Below are 18,565 nucleotides of genomic sequence, written 5' to 3'. Positions count from 1 at the left end.
AAAATGATTAAGTATTATTGCGGATTGATATAAATCATGTGAGTATGGTCTTACTTTTTATGTTTAAGGATATGACAATGGCTAAGGCACTATTACTTTCGTTACTTATATTTTCTGGCAGCGTATTGGCTGACGAGGCCACTAAGCAGCAAAAAATAGATGAGCTGATAAACGTGATGAACATGGATGCTATGGTTGACTCAATGTACGGGCAAGTTGAGGGCATGATGAAAAACATGTCTGCGCAAATGGGTGTTAAGCCCTCTGAGCAAGCTATTTTTGATAAATACTACGCAGATATGACCAACGTACTTAAAACCGAAATGAGCTGGAAAAAAATGCAGCCGATGATGGTTAACGTATACGACAAACATTTTAACGAGCAAGAAATTGCCGACATGCTGGCGTTTTATAAAACTGAAACAGGGCAAAAAATTCTTCAAAAAATGCCTGTAGTAATGCAAGAGTCAATGCAAATGTCGCAAAGCTTAGTACAAGGTGCGATGCCAAAAATTCAGGAAATAGCCGGTGAGCTAAGTGAAGAGCTAAAAGCCTCTCGCCAACAAGAAAATTAATCTCTTTGCACTGCCTCTTTTTAAGCGCGCTCATTAGCGCGCTTTTATTTTATCAGCTCCAGTAATTTTTTAATTATATTTTAATGTGGCCCCTCTATTGACCTGTGTGTCACACATAGGTTTACAATTGAGCTCTAAAATCTAAGGGGGCTAAATTATGTATGTTAAGCAATTAGCGACGTTAATGGGTGTAACGCCTGATACAGTTCGTCACTACACACGGATAGGTCTTTTAACGCCCGCACGGAGCCAAAGTAACGGCTATCAACAATATACAAAAGCAGACCGCCAACGTTTAAAGTTTATTATAAGCGCCCGAAAGCTCGGGTTTTCCCTTAAAGATATACAGCATATCATTGGAGAGTCAGAACAAGGGCATTGCCCATGCCCACTTACACGGCAAATTATTGCAAAGCGTTTAGAAGAAACCGAAGCCTTGTTTCAAGAAACCCTTAAATTACGAGTGCGTATGCAGGCGGCGTTAAAGCAGTGGGAAACATCGGCAGACGGTGCTGTTGTAAGTGATGTGTGTAGCTTAATAGAGACGTTTGTTGACCCTCTTGCAGAGCAAGAAAAAAGCGGAGATGTGCAATGAGTAGCAATAAAACAACAGAGCAAAACTTTATTATTGAAGGGGCTAATTGTGGCAGTTGCGTAGCCAAAATAGAAAAAGCCCTTAATAGTGTGCAAGGCGCAAACAATGTAGAAATGAACTTTGCAGATCGCACGGTACGCGTAGAGGGCAGCGCGCAGCAAAGCACATTAATTAGCGCCGTTGAAAATATAGGTTATGGCGCAAAACCTATGGATAACACATCAGAGCAAGATGCGCTTGATGAAAAAGCCAAGTCAGACGAGGCACATTACAAAAAGCTAATGCGCAACATGATGCTGGCTTTAGGTGTGGGCGTGCCGCTTATGATTTATGGGCTTATTTTTGATATGAGCGTGACAACCACTAACCAGCGCATAGCTTGGGGTGTGGTCGGTATTATCACGTTTGTCGTTATGGCTGTAGCAGGTAAGCAGTTTTATAAAGGCGCGTGGCAGTCATTTAAAAATCATGGTGCTAACATGGATACACTTATTGCCCTCGGAACGGGCACTGCGTGGTTATATTCAATGTGTGTTGTACTTGCGCCTAGCTTACTACCTGAGGTTGCAAGGCACGTTTATTTTGAAGCTTCTTCAATGATAATTGGGTTAATTAGTTTAGGCTTGGCTTTTGAAGTGAAAGCGCGTGGACGTACTTCGCAGGCTATTAAGCGTTTAATTGGCTTACAAGCAAAAACAGCCCGTGTAATACGCGACGGCAAAGAGCAAGATATAGACATTAGTGATGTGCAAAAGGGCGACCATGTACGGGTACGCCCAGGCGAAAAAATCCCGGTAGATGGTGATGTGCTCGAAGGTAGCAGCAGATTAGATGAATCTATGCTCACGGGTGAGCCTATGCCTGTGAGTAAACAAACCGGCGACAAAGTAGTTGCTGGCAGCATTAATAAAAGCGGCACATTATTATTTGAAGCCACACATATAGGCCAAGAAACAACCCTTGCCAATATTATAAATATGGTAAAACGTGCGCAAAACTCTAAGCCTTCAATAGGGCGATTAGCCGATGTTATTTCAGGCATATTTGTGCCCACAGTAATGATAATTGCGATATTAGCAGCCCTTGCATGGCTAAATTTTGGTCCAGCCCCTTCAATTGCTTATGCGGTGGTAGCGTTAACCACCGTGCTGATTATTGCATGCCCGTGTGCGCTGGGTTTAGCAACGCCTATGTCGGTAATGGTGGGAATAGGTAAAGCCGCCGAGTTTGGCATATTAATTCGCAATGGCGAGTCACTGCAAACTACCTCCAAAATTACTACCATGATTTTAGATAAAACCGGCACCATCACCCAAGGTGCACCCCAGGTAACAGATGTTGTAACGTTTAATAACGCAGATGAAAATAACGTAATGCAATTAGTTGCAAGCCTCGAAAGTAGCTCTGAGCACCCTCTGGCAGAGGCTATTATGCAGCACGCTAAAAAACAAAACGTCACCTTGAGTAAAGCGACTGACTTTGATGCGATTACCGGTAAAGGTGTAAGTGGAGTGGTGAATGGGCAAACATTGTTATTTGGCAATAAAGCGCTTATGGATAAATACAAGATTGCTGTTGATGAGGCCTCTGAGCAAGCACATACCTTTGCAAATGATGCAAAAACCCCGATGTACTTTGCCTGTAATAATCAACTAATGGCCTTAATCGCGGTGGCGGATCCGCTAAAAGAAGACTCAGTACAGGCAATTAAGCGCCTGCAAAATAAAGATATTCATCTAGTAATGCTAACTGGCGATAACAAGGCGACTGCACACGCTGTGGCTAAAAAAGTAGGTATTGATGATTTTATCGCAGAAGTGTTGCCAGAGGATAAAGTAAACGAAGTTACTAAACGCCAGCAGCAAGGCGAAATTGTAGGTATGACGGGAGATGGGATCAATGATGCCCCCGCGCTTGCTAAAGCAGATGTCGGTTTTGCAATTGGCACAGGTACAGATGTAGCCATAGAAAGCGCCGATATTACCTTAATGCGTGGCTCACTGCATGGTCTTGCCGATGCTATTGCCATTAGCAGCGCAACAATTAAAAACATTAAACAAAACTTGTTTGGTGCCTTTATTTATAACGTTGCGGGCATTCCTATTGCTGCCGGTGTGTTGTATCCCTTTATTGGTGTGCTGCTAAATCCTGTAGTGGCGGGCGCAGCTATGGCGCTTTCATCACTGACAGTAGTCACCAATGCTAATCGCTTGCGTTTTTATAAACCTAATAAGCGCTGAGGAGTCGATAATGTTAATCATAAATTTACTGGGTGCAGTATTAATTGTGGCCATTATTTATTGGTTTTGGCTTTATAAGCCAAAGCAAATACACAGTAATGACAATACGCAAACCATAATAGTAGATAACGGCGTTTATCAACCAAGCCATATAAAGGTGGCTGCCAATAAAAAAGTAACACTTACATTTGATAGAAAAGACAGTGCACCGTGCACCGAAACGGTGGTGTTTCCGCAGCTTGATGTAAGTGAAAGCCTTGCAATGGGAGAGAATAAGATCACTTTGCCTGCACTCAAAGCAGGTGAGTATGACTTTCAATGCCAAATGAAAATGTATAAAGGTAAGTTAATCGCTGCCTAACTACTAAGTTGCTGAAGTAACATTAATACGGCCTAACTTTTTGTTGAGCCAAACAACGGGTTATGTCGTATTACTGTTATTTAAAGAAAATTAGATTATTTAATGAATAACTTAAACCCTAAAAAATTACTAAACAGTAAGTGGACTGCTACCCCAGCTATTAATAAAGAAAACACTTTATAATTGTAGAAGTAGAATACGATGAAGAAGGTAATGTAATTGAATGTATTACCGAGTCGGTGTTTTCTAAAAATCAGTACCCAATACGCTGGCGAGATTTAAAAGACACTCAAAAATGGCGTCAAGGGTGGAAGTAGTTAAATTGTTTTTATACTTTAAAAAAACGCCAATTTGTTATCCCCAAATAAATGCTATGCGCATCCTTTTTTTGATCCCTGTTTTTTACTAAATTCGCCATTTGGCAACAAATGCCTGTTTTATTACGGGCTTGCCGTGCTTTTAGAAAATAAACACCAATACTTTACAAATATTATTATATTTCAATTGCTTATAATTTAGGTTTTATAGTGTTTAATTGTTTTAATTAAGCTGTTCAGCTCTAGTTTATTTTTAAACTTCCCCACATTATGTTTTTAGTTAGCCCTTAGCTCATGTGTGGATTTTTATAAGTTATTGATTTTAAAGGTTTATATTAATTGGCTCATCTAGTTGTTGCTAAAAAGCAACAAAATACCTCTCGAAACTTCATCTATACATGCACTTTTCATGTAACTCATTGTTTATCAATTAAAAATAAAAGATGGCACTGAAGTTGTAATAACTAAGCTGTATTAAGCAAAACGTGGGTAACATTAATTGGTTACACCACCAACCCTATGAAGGATTTCATTATGAAAAAGGCACAATCAACATTGGTATTAATGGCTTTAGCCTCTTCATCAGCGGCTTTTGCAGTAACTGATTTTGACACACTCGATAAAGATGGCAGTGGCACATTAAGTCCGTTAGAAGCATCTGCTGATGCTGAATTAATGAGTCAGTTTACAAAACTTGATACTGACAAAAACAACGAGCTATCTAAGAGTGAGTACGACAAAGCATAAGTGAGTGCTTTGAGTAGTTAACGCCCAGTGGCACGTTAATTCTGAGTTGCCAAAGACAACCTAAGTAGGCAAGGGAGCTTACCATAAAGAATAACAAGGACAGTGTAATACACAGGGCATTTTATTATAAACGCATAGCGAAGGAATCGTTATGTAAAAGCGATACCCAACTTTGCTTGCAATAGCGCTGGTATTTTCTGGCACATTTGCAAAGTTTGATACCAACACAAACGGTAAACTTTTTTAAGCAAAGGTTTTACAAGCGCAGACGGTTAATGCGCTGTGGTGTAAGCATAGTTCTGAGTTGCCAAAGACAACCTAAATAGGCAAGGGAGCCTATTAAAAAGAATAACAAGGAAGTGAATTGTAACCACCTCAGCGCAAATTTATACAGGTAATGCATATTATTGAAGGATTACATTATGACTAAGCTCAAAACAACATTTGTACTTATCACCTTGGTGTCATCATCGGTGGTATTGGCAAATACAGAGTTTAAAACACCTATGCAAGGCGAAGGTGATTTAGCAAACCAAAGTGATCATTCAGCAGAACAAATAATGCAGCAATTAAATATGCAAAGCCGAAATGGCGTTACCGAAAATGACTTTTTTGAATATTAACAATTACCTCTTAATGGATCTTCGAAAAGGATTTCTCACCCTTAATCTGGGTATTATGCCTAAGGAACGATTATGAAAACAGTAAATAAAACGCTAGCACTTGTTGCTCTTTTATCATCTTCAGCAGCCTTTGCTGCGGTAGATTTTAACTCTTTTGATGCCGACGGCGATGGCGTTATTAGCAAATCAGAAGCACAGGCTAATGCTCAGTTAATTGAGCTATTTGATAAGTTAGATACAGATGGAAATGGTGAGCTTTCTCAGCAAGAGTTTTCAAAGGTACAATAAAATTAGGCGCATACGTAGGTTTACGCACTAACCAAACGTTTAAAGATCATACTCACCAAGCAGCTAAGTATTTAATACTTAGCTGCTTTTTTGTGCGCCGAATAAAATATAAATGCCGTTTTATCACCAAAAGGGTGCAATTTCAATTATGTTAATTAATAAGCTATTGATTTTAAATAATATATTTAAGTGGTTTTAAACTTGCTTAGTTAACGCTAGAGCAACTGAGTGAGTAAACAATTATGGCGCGAATGAGTTATATAAGTAGCGTTGAGCGCTACCATGAGTATGAGCAAGTAATACACAGCTTGCTTGACTCTATTTTAATGAGTATTGAAGATGGGCTTAACAAAAATCGAGATACGCGTTTTTTAGTAAAGCAATACCCCTTTTTAGAGCTGCAATATTGTTTAAACGAATCTGGGCTTCAGCAAGGCAATAATGTGTGCTTTAAGCGTGCCTATAAAAAATTAGCCGAGCAAGGTAATCAGCAAGATTTAAGTGAGCGCCCTTACTTTTTACAATCTAAACAAACCGACTCGGTGTTCTTTACCGATCCGTATATTTCTATCGCAACTAATCATTTATGTATTTCGGCTATTAAAGAGCTGAAAAAGCCAATTAACCAGCAGCATTTTTTAGTGCTAGACGTATGCTTAACCCAGTTAATTGAGTTTGTAATGGGAGACAGCGCGCGTGCTGGTATTTCGCCTTATTTTAAAGCGGGTTATGGGGTGATTGTGGCGTGTTTATTTACTTTGGTACTCTTTTTACTGAGCATCGTATTTAACGATATATATGCATTATTAACCCACTTTGACTCAGCCTCTGATCCCCTAGAGCCCTTTAGCATTATTATATATATTACTTTAGCGTTGGCCGTGTTTGATTTAGGAAAAACCATTCTCGAAGAAGAGATTTTAATGCATAAGGATATATTTAGGCACTCATCTACACGGCGCACAATTACTCGCTTTATATCTACCGTGCTAATTGCAATATCTATTGAGGCGCTATTAACCATGTTTAAAGCGGCGCTCGGGCAAGCTGAATACTTATTACCGGCCATTGCGATGATGCTTGCGGTGGTAGGGCTTTTAATCGCATTGGCTATTTATGTGTATTTAGGTGCTAAAGCCGAAACCTTACTAATGCGGGCGCGCTCAAAATTAAAATCCTCCAAGTAGGAGGATTTTAATACGATGGGTATAATTGCTATTTAGCTTTAAACATTGCTTACTAATGCGGCTTATCTTGCTCGCGCTTTGTTTTAAAGTCTGAGTCACTCGTCCATGTAGGCCAATCGCCATTGTTGGCAAGTTTTGTGGCTATATCAACAATAAGCTCTATGTCTTGTTTCACACCACCTAATGACCATTGCGGCGAGTAATCGTCGGCTTCTTTATGGTATTTTTGCGCAATGTAATCAGGGTCGGTATCGCCAAGGCTCATAAACAATAAACTCGGCACACCTTGCTTAGCTAAAGAAAAATGATCCGATCTAAAAAACAAACCGTTTTGCGGGCGAGGGTCCATTTTAACAACACGACCTTGTGCTTTTGCGGCTTTTGCTAGGTAGCTCTCTAGGGTGGATAAATCTTTACCGTATTGCAAAATGTAATCAGTGCCATCTAACACGTTCATTCCGTCAATATTTAATAGAGCAACCATTTGTTTAGTGGGCACAACACCACCGGTTGCAAACTCTTGTGAGCCAATGAGGCCAGTCTCTTCAGCGGTAAAATTAGCAAATAAAATAGAGCGCTTAAACGGTGTTTGCTGGTGGATTTGATTCATAATGCGGGCAATTTCAAGTGTTGCCGCTGTGCCAGAAGCATTATCTACTGCGCCGTTATAAATTTTAGGGCCACTGTCGGTTTGTTTGGTACCAAAATGATCCCAATGCGCACCTATTACCACGTACTCATTAGGGGCGTCGCTTCCCGTAATTTGCGCAACCACGTTATGTGATTTGGCATGCGATACTTCATTTTTAAATGAAAGGTTGGCTGTTAAATTAAGCGCTGTGGCTTTAAAGTCATCACTTAAAGCCCTTTGTTTTAAATTTTCATAGTTAAGCTGTGCGGCATTAAAAATTTGCTCTGTAGTATTAAGTGTTAGCCAACCCATAACAGGGAGCTTAGAGGCGTTTAGGTTATTGTCCATTAGGGTGTATTTAGTCCCCGTGTTTGAACTTTCAACCACACCCCAAGGGTAAGCAGCAGGGGCCGTTTCGTGCACAATAAATACCGCTTTGGCACCTTGGCGGGCGGCTTCTTCGTATTTGTAAGTCCAGCGGCCGTAGTAGGTCATAGCATTACCTGTAAATAAAGCATCGTTTTGTGTAGCAAAGCCTGGGTCGTTTACCAATACAATAACGGTTTTACCTTCAACATTAATGTTTTCGTAATCGTTCCAGTTGTATTCGGGGGCATTAATACCGTAGCCCACAAATACAATGTCAGAGTTTCGCACATCAATTAGTGGCTGTAATTGCTCTGTACGGGCGGTAAAATCTTTGCCTGCTTTAAACTTTAAGTCGCCCACCTGTAATTGCATATTTTGATTAGCTGTGACCATGGCCATTTTTACTGGCTGTAAATACTTGCCATTATACGCCCCAGCTAAACCCATAGCTTCGTATTGCTCGCTCAAGTAACCCACGGTTTTTACTTCACCATGGGTAAGTGGGCCGCGCCCTTGAAAGTCATCAGAGGCAAGCGTTTTTATATGCTGTTTTACGTTATTTAGGCTAACGCCCGGGGTATTTTCTAAAGAAGAATGCTCGCTTGCAGGTTCAGAGCAACCAAAGAGAGCGACTAGCAAGCTTAAGCTAGCGCTTTTTAAAAGAGATGATGCCATAGTTTTCTGAATAGTTTTTAAAATTGGCTTTTAATATAAAGGATGCATTAATTTGAGTCGAATATTTATCACTTTGCCTGTTCTATTTTTGAAAAATTGAAAATATTTGGTATGGGGTGTATAAATAATCGACAACAATAAATGGAGCACACACAATGAACCAATCTAAAAAAAGCGGATACCTGTTTATAGGCAGCGGTGTAGCATTTTTTGCAGCAGCTTTGCTCGCACAGCAAGCGATGTTTTTTGCTTTAGCTGCATCCTTTGTAGTGTTAGGTACAATTAGTATAAAAAAAGCGGCACCCTAGGCGATTAATGTTTTAAAGCGTCGCGCTAATATTAATCTGTCCTATAGCGTACCTTAAAACGTAAAAAACCAGCAAATAGCTGGTTTTAATCATATATAGCAAGTAGCTAATTATTCATCTGCGTATTTTACGCGAATTTTGCTTTTATCAACGCTTGTTTGATTAAGAGCTTTAATAGCGCCTCTACTTTCTATGTCATTTGGCATTTCTACAAAGGCAAAGCCTTTTGATAAACCAGTCTCTTTATCAAGCACCAAGTTACAGGTAGTTACTTTACCGTGTGCTGCAAACAACGTGCGAAGGTCTTGCTCTGTGGTAGCGCGAGACAAATTACGAACTAATAATTTCATATATAACCTAAATAAGGGGTTCGCTGTGGATTATCTCAAGTAACTTGCCTTTAACCTAATTTTATTTAGCCTTTTATTTAATTTGGGAGAAAAGAGCAAATATTTACAATGCATAAAAAATATACTAAATTAAAATAAGTTTAAATTAAGAGGGACGATTATGATAAAAGTACTAGTTTGTATTTCTGCTTTATTGTTAACAGCTTGTAATTCCACCACAAGTTCAAATAATGATACTATTGTTTTGCTAAACGCTGATAAAACAAATGCTATTAGTTATCATAAAACATATAAAGAGTGTCAATCTGCAAAAATTTTGCAAGACATTAGAAGTAAAGCTGAATGGGCTCGCAACTCTGTTGCAAATAGGTCATCACATGTTAGTGGTTTTAAATTAGCTACTTGTGAAGGTTAACTTATAAAAGCCGGTAGATAATCGGCTTTTTCATTTTGTACCTTCCTTGTCCAATAAAGCCACCCTTCCAAGTATACTGCTAAAATCAAGTTATCTCCTTATTAAGTTAAAACCGATTTCGTTATTCCGGTAATAAAGATCTAGTTATTAAAACAAATAATTGGTAAGTTATATTTTACTTTATTTACTTACCATTAACTTGGGTTGGTTGTTTATGTCGAAATTTGGCTTGCGTGTTTTAACTATTTCTTCTGTTTGTTCTTTGGGTATTTTAGCTGTAGGGTGCGGTAGCTCAGGATCAAAAAGTGAGCCTGTGAATGCATCGGTAGTCGCACAAAGCGCTGCAGTAATTAGTGGTGAAATGGCTGTAAGTATTGAAAACACTCGTGATATTGCAATAACAGGAGCGTTATCTATAACCGATGCACAAGCCAGCGAAGCAGTATTTAAAGCACAAAGTAATACCACGACAGTTTATGGTTTATTTAACTTAGCTGAGGATGGGAATTGGTCATATATGCTTAATAGCGACCATGCCGCTGTGATTGCACTAAACGAAAATGAAACCTTACTTGATGAAATAACCGTCGCATCGGCAGATGGCACCGAAGCGAAAGTGTCTATCACCATTATAGGCACTGCACGGGGTGATGATTTTACAGTAACGCAAGAAACAACCCTCAATGCCGATGGCGAAAATACAGGGTTAACTGCTTATACACTAATAGAAAATGTGTTTGGAGAAGGGTCAATAGAATCACCTGATATGTACAGCGGAAATCATCAAGATGTTGTGCATATTATTGAAGATACTGACTCAATAGTAGGTAACCACTTTGTATTTTTAGCGCATCGCGATGAAGACCAAGATAAAGACAAAGGCGCAACCGACCGCCAGCGCAACGAAATTAAATCATATGACAAATCACCCGCAGCAACACTAGCGTTTAAAGACGAAACAGTACAGTACTATTGGAAGTTTAAAGTCTCTAGCGAACTTGAGCTAAGTAGTAAATTCAGTCATTTTTTTCAAATAAAAGCTCGCAATGACAGCAACGATAATACCAATGGCAACGACGACCAGCCTATTATTACGCTCTCTGGGGCACAAAAAAACAGTACAGGTGATCAGTTGCAAGTACGTTATAGCGCAGGCTTTGACGAAAACGGTAACAGCACGGGGCTTGATAAAAACTTGATCGAAACTGACTGGTCACTTATTACTGATGAATGGGTAGCAGTATTCGTACAAGCCACTTTTAGTGAAGCGGGGCAATTTGAAATGACCCTAAGGCGCTTAAGTGACAACGAAGAGCTATTTAGCATTAGCGAGCAAAACATAGATATGTGGCGTGGCTTTAGCGATGAGGACTTTGCTCGCCCTAAATGGGGTATCTATCGTTCAATAGTCGAAACCGATAGCCTTCGCGCTGATGAAGAACAAGTACGGTTTGCTGATTTTGTGATTAAAAAAGGCGTTTTAGCGCAGTGATTTATAATTCAGTATGAAAAAAAGCCCTTAGCAATTTAATTGCTAAGGGCTTTTTTAATGCGTTTTAAAAAGCAATTATTTTACTTCTTTACCTGCAGCTTGTTGGTCAGCGTGATAGCTGGAACGAACAAATGGGCCAGAGGCTGCATGCGTAAAGCCAATTTCATCAGCGTATTCTTTTAATGCGTCAAATTCCGCTGGTGGCACGTAGCGTTTAACTGGCAAGTGATGCTTAGAAGGTTGTAAGTATTGGCCAACGGTAAGCATATCTACGTTATGCGCACGTAAGTCGCGCAGTACTTCTTCAATTTCGCTAATTTCTTCACCTAAACCAACCATTAAGCCAGATTTGGTTTTAACTTCTGGATGCGCTTCTTTAAAGCGACGAAGTAACTCTAATGACCATTTATAATCGGCACCTGGGCGCGCAAGTTTGTATAAACGCGGCGCTGTTTCTAGGTTGTGGTTAAACACATCAGGTGGTGTCTCAATTAAAATCTCCAGTGCACGGTCCATACGGCCACGGAAATCAGGTACTAAAATTTCAATGGTAATGGTTGGGTTGTGCTTACGAATTTCGCGAATACAATCGGCAAAGTGCTGTGCGCCGCCATCACGTAAATCATCACGGTCAACCGAGGTAATAACCACGTAGCTAAGCTTCATGTCTTTAATTGTTAGTGCAAGCTTTTCAGGCTCTGCTGCATCAGGTTTTAATGGACGACCATGGGCAACATCACAAAATGGGCAACGACGAGTACAAATAGCCCCTAAAATCATAAAGGTAGCAGTACCGTGGTTAAAACACTCAGAAAGGTTAGGGCACGAGGCCTCTTCACATACAGAGTGCAAGCCGTGCTTACGCATTGCTTGTTTAATACCGTCAATACGCTCTGTTGATTTTGGTAAGCGGATTTTAAGCCACTCTGGCTTGCGCAACATTTCAGTTTTTTCTGTTGGTAAAACTTTAACGGGGATCAACGCCATTTTTTCTGCGTCGCGTAGTTTTACACCTGGTTCCATTTTGACTGGTTTATTCATTCGTTTTCAAACCCTTCAGTATGCTTAACCTGTGTTGCATTAAGCTTCTTTATCATGTGTTTTACTAGCCCTTCACCTGCTTGTGCTAAGTTTTGAGGACCGTTTAATTCTTTCGTTTGCACCATGTTCATGCCGGCATAACCGCATGGGTTGATGCGTAAAAACGGGCTTAAGTCCATGTTAACATTTAATGCTAATCCATGAAACGAGCAACCACGACGAACACGTAATCCTAACGATGCAATTTTACTGTCGTTTACGTATACACCGGGTGCATCGGCTTTTGCATAGGCTTTAATATTATACTCGCTAAGGGTATCAATAATGCACTCTTCAAGCCACGTAACAAGCTCACGCACGCCAATTTTTAAGCGGCGCAAATTAAATAATACGTACATCATTTGTTGGCCAGGGCCGTGGTAAGTAACTTGCCCGCCACGGTCTACCTTAATGACTTCTATATCACCGGGGGCAAGTAAATGCTCATCTTTACCTGCTTGGCCTTGTGTAAATACACTCTCGTGCTCTACAAGCCAAATTTCATCTGGCGAGCTGTCATCACGGATGTCGGTATAGGCTTGCATTTTTTGCCAAATTGGCATGTAACGCTGGCGGCCTAGTTGGCGTACGATTAACGTATTTTCGTTCACGATAAGTCTCAACTATGGCTTAAAGCATGTGGCGTACGTCATCAATGCTGCTGATCACGTTGTAAATTTCTTCTATATGCTTACCGCTGGTAACCGTAGCCACTAAGGTAACAGATTCATAATTGCCTTTACTGCTTGGCTTTACTTTTGGTGCGTAGTCACCAGGGGCAATAGGTTGTAATTTTGCTAAAATTTGCTCCGTTAAGTTAACGTTTGCTAAACCCATAACTTTAAACGTGAACGGACATGGGTACTCAAGGTACTCATCAAATTTAGTATTTTTAACAGGTTGAACCACGACGGTGACTCCTCATACAAAAGTGTGGACTCTATGCAAAGCACGAAGCTTAATACAGATAGGCAATTAGCAGTGTTGCATATATGGGGCGCATTCTAGCATTTTTCAAGCAAAAAAAAACGCCTCATAACAGAGGCGCTTTGTTTAACAACCCAACGATTGTCGGGTTATTTTTACGTTTACATAATTTGTAAACGTAAGTAGTCGTAAATTTTGCTAAAGAAGCTGCCTTCTTCCACTTCTTCAAGTGTAACCAGTGGGTATTGTGCAATGTCTTCACCCTCTAGTTGTAAGAATAAGGTACCTACTTTAGTGCCTTTAGCTAGTGGTGCTTCAAGCGTATTATCTAGCTCAAAGTTAGCTTTAAGGTTTTTATGTTGACCACGTGGGATAGTAATTGGTGTATCTTCTAAAATACCTAACGATACATTTTCTTTATTACCCATCCAAATACGTTGTTCTGCAAAGCTGTCGCCGGCTTTGTAAGGTGTAATTGTTTCAAAAAAGCGAAATCCGTAGTTAAGTAACTTTTTGCTTTCTACTTTACGTGCGCGTTCGCTTGATGTGCCCATAACTACCGCAATTAAGCGCATGTCGTTTTTAGTCGCAGACGTTACTAAGCTGTATCCAGCTTCGGATGTATGACCCGTTTTAATGCCATCAACATCTAGGCTTTCATCCCATAACAAAGAGTTGCGGTTATATTGCTTAATGCCGTTATACGTAAACGATTTTTGCTTATAAAGTGCGTATTCATCAGGTACATCACGTATAAGTGCAGCGCCGAGCGTTGCCATATCACGTGGGGTAGTGTAATGCTCATCTGTATCTAGGCCGTGGCTATTAATAAAGTGGCTGTTGCTCATGCCTAATTTAGCAGCATGGGCATTCATTAAATCAGCAAATGCGCTTTCGCTTCCTGCAATGTGCTCGGCCATGGCTACACACGCATCATTACCTGATTGAATAATAATACCGTGGTTAAGCTCATCAACACTTATTTGCTTGCCGACTTCAATAAACATTTTTGACGATTCAGGAAAGTTTTTAGCCCAGGCTTTTTCGCTCACTGTAACCATATCGGTTGGCGCAATGTTACCGGCGTTAATTTCAGTACCAATTACATAACTGGTCATCATTTTAGTTAAGCTTGCTGGGGCTAGCTTTGTATCAGCTTCGCCTTCAGCAATAACTTTACCGGTTGTAAAGTCTACTAAAAAATAACCTTTTGCATTAATTTGAGGTGGTGCCGGAATAATTTGGGCGCTGGCTGAAAATACGGCGGCTGTGCAAACTAAGCCGCATACACCTTTGAGGATTTTATGTTTAATTGATTTCATCATACTCATTAATGGTTAAAGTTAAAAATTCGCGTTATGTCCATCTTATACCCAAACTAGCCCAAGATGCGAGCATCGTTGGTATTAAAAATTACTTAGGCAAGGCATTGATTGTCAATAATAGTCACTCCATTGTTTAAATCAATAACCTAGTCTTAAACGTTTTTAAACCAACACTAAGCACGTTTTACTAGCACCTACTCTCTGTAATGTTTTTTTAAAAGGGCCAACCATTTAAAAAGTAACACCTAGATTTAAGCCCCTGCGCAACGCTTAATTTGCACCTTGGGATGGTTTAGTTATTAGTCTTACTGAGTGTAAAGCAAGAACGCGTTTTGAAATTGGTTTTGTTTTAATTTTTTTAATACGTCTTGTGCATGCTGGGCATCTTTAATCGGGCCCAAATGCAAACGATATATGTTGTCTGCTTTTACTATATTAGTAGGCACTTGATATTGCAGGCGTAATGTAGAAGCTAATGCTTCTATATTGCTAAGCGTACTACCCGCAGCTACCTGTATATATGTTTTACGTGCAGGAATGCTGTCGAGCGTAATCGCCTCTAGCTTAACCTTGGCTGTACCGTGAGTGTGATAGCCTAATTTATAAGCAGCAGCGTACGAAAGATCTATTATTCTGTCATCATGAAACGGGCCACGGTCGTTTACACGTACAATCACCGATTTATTGTTGGCAATATTAGTAACGCGTACAAAGCTTGGCAGGGGTAAGGTTTTATGCGCAGCGCTCATGGCAAACATATCGTAAATTTCACCGTTTGAGGTGTGGTAACCATGAAACTTACGGCCGTACCACGAAGCGATCCCTTCTTCTGTATACCCTTTTTCATCAAGCATTGGCGTATAACGCTTGCCTAATACCTCGTAGGGGCGACTTGCACTGGCACTTTTTTTAACATCCACCACAACGGCATCTTGCATTTCAAGTGCGGTTGGCGCGCGAAGTGGTGCGGCATCGTGCTCCATATGATAACGACTATTAGAGCCGCTACTACATGCGCTTAATATAAATATTAAGGCTGAAATAAATAACAGCTGGGTAGGCTTATTCATTATTTTAAAAGCATCCTTTTATCTGTCGCAATTGACATAATAATGCCAAATCCGGCCATTAACGTCACCATAGAGGTGCCGCCATAACTAATAAGGGGTAAAGGTACACCTACAACAGGCAACAACCCCGATACCATGCCTATATTTACAAAAATATATACAAAAAAGGTGAGGGTTAGGGCGCCGGCCAATAATTTGCCAAACGCATCTTGCGCGTTTACCGCAATGTATAAACCTCGACCAATAATAAATAAGTACAGGCTCAATAAAACACACACACCAAATAAGCCAAACTCTTCACTTAATACCGAAAAAATAAAGTCGGTATGGCGCTCTGGTAAAAATTCGAGTTGTGATTGCGTGCCTTGAAGCCAACCTTTACCTTCTATGCCGCCAGAGCCGATAGCTATTTTAGATTGAATAATATGATACCCCGAGCCAAGCGGATCGCTCTCTGGATCTAAAAACGTTAATACCCGCTGCTTTTGGTAGTCGTGCATACCGTAGTGCCAAAATGGCCATGCAGCCAGTGCGACAACCGAGCTTAAAAAGCCAATTAAACGCCAGCTTAAACCGGATAAAAACAACACAAATATTCCTGAGCTGGCAATTAAAATTGAGGTGCCTAAGTCGGGCTGTTCTTTGATTAATAAGGTAGGCATCATCACTATGACAAAGCCAATAATTAGGTGTAACGGGCGAGGGGGGAGTTGATTTCGGCCAATATACCAAGCCACCATCATAGGGACAGCCAGTTTCATGAGCTCTGAGGGCTGAAAACGAGTAATGCCTAAATTTAACCAACGCTGAGCACCTTTTGAGCTCACGCCAAATAGCAATACGCCGACCAACATGAGTAACCCAACACAATAAAGGGGGATCACTAAGCGTTTAAGTGTCGCGGGAGAGAACTGAGCAAGCACTATCATGCCTATAATAGCGCCACCCATACGGGTAATATGGCGGATCATCATGGCTGAATCTTGGCCGCTTGCGCTATATACGATAGTAATACTGCCAGCCATCATGAGTAATAAAGCAATCAGTAACGGTAAGTCTAGATGCATGCGCATCCATATAGAGCGCTTGTTATGAAGTACGGTCATTGCGCGGTATTCCTAGCAAGTTCTATTGGGTTAGCTGCAAAATAATAATCCATTAGCTCACGTGCAATTGGGGCACCCACCGAGCTGCCGCCACCGGTGTTTTCAACTACAATCGAAACCACAATTTTAGGGTCGTCATACGGAGCAAAACCAATATAAATCGCGTTATCGCGTTGGCGTTCTTTTAATGACTTGGCATCGTAACGCTCACCTTGGGCAATACTCACTACTTGCGCGGTACCTGTTTTACCCGCCGGATCATAATTAGCGCCTTTAAATGCACGGTGCGCAGTCCCTGTTACTTTTTTCACGGTATTGTGCATCGCATCGAGCGCAATACGCCAGTTATCTGGGTTATTAAGTACCACTGGCGGCTTTTCTTCGTTATTAATTTGCGTCACTTGGTCTTCTTTTTTAGCCACTTGCGCTAAATGCGGCGGGTGGTTTATGCCTTTATTAACCAATATATTAGTCGCGTTAGCAATTTGAATAGGGGTAGCTGTCCAGTAGCCTTGCCCAATGCCCACTGAAATTGTATCGCCACGCCACCACGACTCTTTAAAGCGGCCTTCTTTCCACTCTTTTGAGGGCAATATGGCCGTGGTTTCTTCGTGTATGTCTATTCCGGATAAGTCACCAAAGCCAAAGCGGGCCATAAAATTACTAATTTTTGTAATGCCTAAGCGGTATGCTGCATCGTAAAAGTAAGTGTCGCACGACTCTTCAATCGCTTTGTAAACATCTACGTGGCCATGGCCCCAGCGTTTCCAATCGCGCCATTTATGTTCAACATTGGGTATTTGAAAAAAACCAGGGTCCCACACTGAAGTACTTTCACTGACAATGTTTTCTTCAAGTGCCAGTATGGCCATATGGGGTTTTACTGTGGAAGCCGGTGCATAGCGCCCTTGAGTGGCACGGTTAATAAGGGGGCGGTCGGGGTTTAGCAGTGCTTTATAATCTTTACTGCTAATACCGTGCACAAATAAATTAGGGTCGTAACTTGGGTTTGAATAAAGTGCCAATACGCCGCCATCTTTGGCATCCATTACTACAACCGCGCCGCGCATATCTTTAAGCGCATGTTGGGCTATTTGTTGTAAACCGATATCTAAGGTAAGTACTAAATCGCTGCCAGGCTGCGGGGGGGTCATACTTAATGTACGAATAACACGGCCGCGGTTATTTACTTCAACGCGTTGAGAGCCTACTTGGCCATGCAAAAGCTGCTCATAATACTTTTCTATACCAAGCTTTCCAATATCATGTGTAGCACGGTAATTTGTGGCTTGGTCTTCTTGTTCTAGTTTATTAAGTTCTTTGCGGTTTAATTTTGCCACGTAGCCTAGTGCATGGGTGAGTGTATCGCCATACGGGTAAAAGCGAGCAAGGCGGGCTTCAATACTAAAACCTGGAAATTTATGCTGGTTAACCGCAAACTTGGCCACTTCAGTTTCATCTAAGCGGGCTTTTAGTACTTGCGACTTAAAGCGGCGTGTATGCTTTATATCATCGATAAAGTCTTTTTTTTGCTGCTCGGTAATCGTAATTATTTTGCTAACTTGCTCGAGTGACTCAGCTAAATCGTCGACCTCTTCAGGAATAACCTCGAGGTTATAAACGGGTTTGTTTTCAGCAAGCAGTACACCGTTGCGGTCGTATATAAGGCCACGGTTCGGCGCAATAGGAATGACTTTAATACGGTTATCGTTAGAGCGGGTTTGATAGTCGGTGTGTTCTTTTACCTGAATGGTATAGAGGTTAGAGAGCAAAATTGCCACTAAGCCTAAAACAAAAATAAAACCCACAAATGCGCGCCGTGCAAATAGGTTTGCCTCAGCGGAATGGTCGCGTATTGTGGGTCTTTGCTTAATCATAACAAGG

General features: G+C 40.8%; 20 protein-coding genes and 1 pseudogene. 12 read left to right on the top strand and 9 right to left on the bottom strand.

Features of this window, described 5'->3' with window-relative positions; all coding sequences use genetic code 11:
- The first annotated feature begins 77 nt into the window (after positions 1-77).
- The 9 genes and pseudogenes from AN391_RS02760 to AN391_RS02725 all read left to right on the top strand — a co-directional run bounded on the left by AN391_RS02760 (position 78) and on the right by AN391_RS02725 (position 6,933).
- Positions 78-575, top strand: coding sequence for a DUF2059 domain-containing protein (locus tag AN391_RS02760; RefSeq protein ID WP_055013978.1), 498 nt, complete (start codon positions 78-80; stop codon positions 573-575).
- Between the two features lie 157 nt (positions 576-732).
- Positions 733-1,170, top strand: a complete 438-nt coding sequence (locus AN391_RS02755) for a MerR family transcriptional regulator (protein WP_055013977.1) — start codon at positions 733-735, stop codon at positions 1,168-1,170.
- Complete coding sequence (locus tag AN391_RS02750; RefSeq protein WP_055013976.1) at positions 1,167-3,410, top strand: heavy metal translocating P-type ATPase; 2,244 nt, start codon at positions 1,167-1,169, stop codon at positions 3,408-3,410. Before AN391_RS02755 ends, AN391_RS02750 begins: the two co-directional genes overlap by 4 nt.
- A gap of 10 nt (positions 3,411-3,420) precedes the next feature.
- Entirely contained in the window at positions 3,421-3,771 is a 351-nt protein-coding gene (locus tag AN391_RS02745; protein ID WP_055013975.1) for a cupredoxin domain-containing protein, read from the top strand.
- Between the two features lie 102 nt (positions 3,772-3,873).
- Positions 3,874-4,088, top strand: a pseudogene (locus AN391_RS20325) (TIGR02450 family Trp-rich protein).
- Positions 4,089-4,622: 534 nt separating this feature from the next.
- A complete protein-coding gene (locus AN391_RS02740; RefSeq protein WP_055013974.1) occupies positions 4,623-4,835 on the top strand; it encodes a calmodulin in 213 nt (70 codons plus the stop codon).
- Positions 4,836-5,257: 422 nt separating this feature from the next.
- Positions 5,258-5,458 carry a hypothetical protein gene (locus tag AN391_RS02735; RefSeq protein WP_055013973.1) on the top strand — a complete coding sequence of 67 codons (201 nt, stop codon included), beginning with the start codon at positions 5,258-5,260 and terminating at the stop codon, positions 5,456-5,458.
- 72 nt (positions 5,459-5,530) lie between these two features.
- Positions 5,531-5,746: an EF-hand domain-containing protein gene (locus tag AN391_RS02730; protein WP_055013972.1), complete on the top strand. Its 216-nt coding sequence runs from the start codon at positions 5,531-5,533 to the stop codon at positions 5,744-5,746.
- 242 nt (positions 5,747-5,988) lie between these two features.
- A complete protein-coding gene (locus AN391_RS02725) occupies positions 5,989-6,933 on the top strand; it encodes a PDC sensor domain-containing protein (RefSeq protein ID WP_055013971.1) in 945 nt (314 codons plus the stop codon).
- Between the two features lie 52 nt (positions 6,934-6,985).
- On the opposite strand, the gene AN391_RS02720 is transcribed toward AN391_RS02725, so the two are convergent.
- On the bottom strand, positions 6,986-8,608 hold the full coding sequence (locus tag AN391_RS02720) for a M28 family metallopeptidase (RefSeq protein ID WP_055013970.1): 1,623 nt from the start codon (positions 8,606-8,608) through the stop codon (positions 6,986-6,988).
- A gap of 155 nt (positions 8,609-8,763) precedes the next feature.
- Here AN391_RS02720 and AN391_RS20660 point away from each other — a divergent pair, with 155 nt between their 5' ends.
- Positions 8,764-8,916 (top strand): hypothetical protein, encoded by a 153-nt coding sequence (locus AN391_RS20660; protein WP_162838338.1) that lies wholly within the window; start codon positions 8,764-8,766, stop codon positions 8,914-8,916.
- Positions 8,917-9,026: 110 nt separating this feature from the next.
- On the opposite strand, the gene AN391_RS02715 is transcribed toward AN391_RS20660, so the two are convergent.
- Positions 9,027-9,266, bottom strand: coding sequence for an RNA recognition motif containing protein (locus tag AN391_RS02715; protein ID WP_055013969.1), 240 nt, complete (start codon positions 9,264-9,266; stop codon positions 9,027-9,029).
- 160 nt (positions 9,267-9,426) lie between these two features.
- Here AN391_RS02715 and AN391_RS02710 point away from each other — a divergent pair, with 160 nt between their 5' ends.
- Positions 9,427-9,681, top strand: a complete 255-nt coding sequence (locus AN391_RS02710) for a hypothetical protein (protein ID WP_055013968.1) — start codon at positions 9,427-9,429, stop codon at positions 9,679-9,681.
- A gap of 214 nt (positions 9,682-9,895) precedes the next feature.
- Positions 9,896-11,173, top strand: a complete 1,278-nt coding sequence (locus tag AN391_RS02705) for a VCBS domain-containing protein (RefSeq protein ID WP_055014125.1) — start codon at positions 9,896-9,898, stop codon at positions 11,171-11,173.
- Between the two features lie 75 nt (positions 11,174-11,248).
- Here AN391_RS02705 and lipA read toward each other — a convergent pair whose 3' ends face one another.
- The 7 genes from lipA to mrdA form a co-directional block, all read right to left on the bottom strand.
- A complete protein-coding gene (gene lipA / locus AN391_RS02700) occupies positions 11,249-12,214 on the bottom strand; it encodes a lipoyl synthase (protein WP_004585911.1) in 966 nt (321 codons plus the stop codon).
- On the bottom strand, positions 12,211-12,864 hold the full coding sequence (lipB, locus tag AN391_RS02695) for a lipoyl(octanoyl) transferase LipB (protein ID WP_055013967.1): 654 nt from the start codon (positions 12,862-12,864) through the stop codon (positions 12,211-12,213). The genes lipA and lipB overlap by 4 nt, the downstream gene beginning before the upstream one ends.
- A 19-nt stretch (positions 12,865-12,883) precedes the next feature.
- Positions 12,884-13,162, bottom strand: a complete 279-nt coding sequence (gene ybeD, locus AN391_RS02690) for a DUF493 family protein YbeD (protein ID WP_055013966.1) — start codon at positions 13,160-13,162, stop codon at positions 12,884-12,886.
- Positions 13,163-13,341: 179 nt separating this feature from the next.
- Positions 13,342-14,502 (bottom strand): serine hydrolase, encoded by a 1,161-nt coding sequence (locus AN391_RS02685; RefSeq protein WP_004585914.1) that lies wholly within the window; start codon positions 14,500-14,502, stop codon positions 13,342-13,344.
- 308 nt (positions 14,503-14,810) lie between these two features.
- Positions 14,811-15,575: a septal ring lytic transglycosylase RlpA family protein gene (locus tag AN391_RS02680; protein ID WP_055013965.1), complete on the bottom strand. Its 765-nt coding sequence runs from the start codon at positions 15,573-15,575 to the stop codon at positions 14,811-14,813.
- Positions 15,575-16,681 carry a rod shape-determining protein RodA gene (rodA, locus tag AN391_RS02675; protein ID WP_055013964.1) on the bottom strand — a complete coding sequence of 369 codons (1,107 nt, stop codon included), beginning with the start codon at positions 16,679-16,681 and terminating at the stop codon, positions 15,575-15,577. Before rodA ends, AN391_RS02680 begins: the two co-directional genes overlap by 1 nt.
- On the bottom strand, positions 16,678-18,558 hold the full coding sequence (gene mrdA / locus AN391_RS02670; RefSeq protein ID WP_055013963.1) for a penicillin-binding protein 2: 1,881 nt from the start codon (positions 18,556-18,558) through the stop codon (positions 16,678-16,680). Before mrdA ends, rodA begins: the two co-directional genes overlap by 4 nt.
- Positions 18,559-18,565 lie beyond the last annotated feature (7 nt).

The sequence above is a fragment of the Pseudoalteromonas sp. P1-13-1a genome (assembly GCF_001401875.1).
Taxonomy (GTDB): domain Bacteria; phylum Pseudomonadota; class Gammaproteobacteria; order Enterobacterales; family Alteromonadaceae; genus Pseudoalteromonas.
Note: the sequence above shows the minus strand (reverse complement) of the source record. Positions and strands in the feature narration are given on the sequence as shown.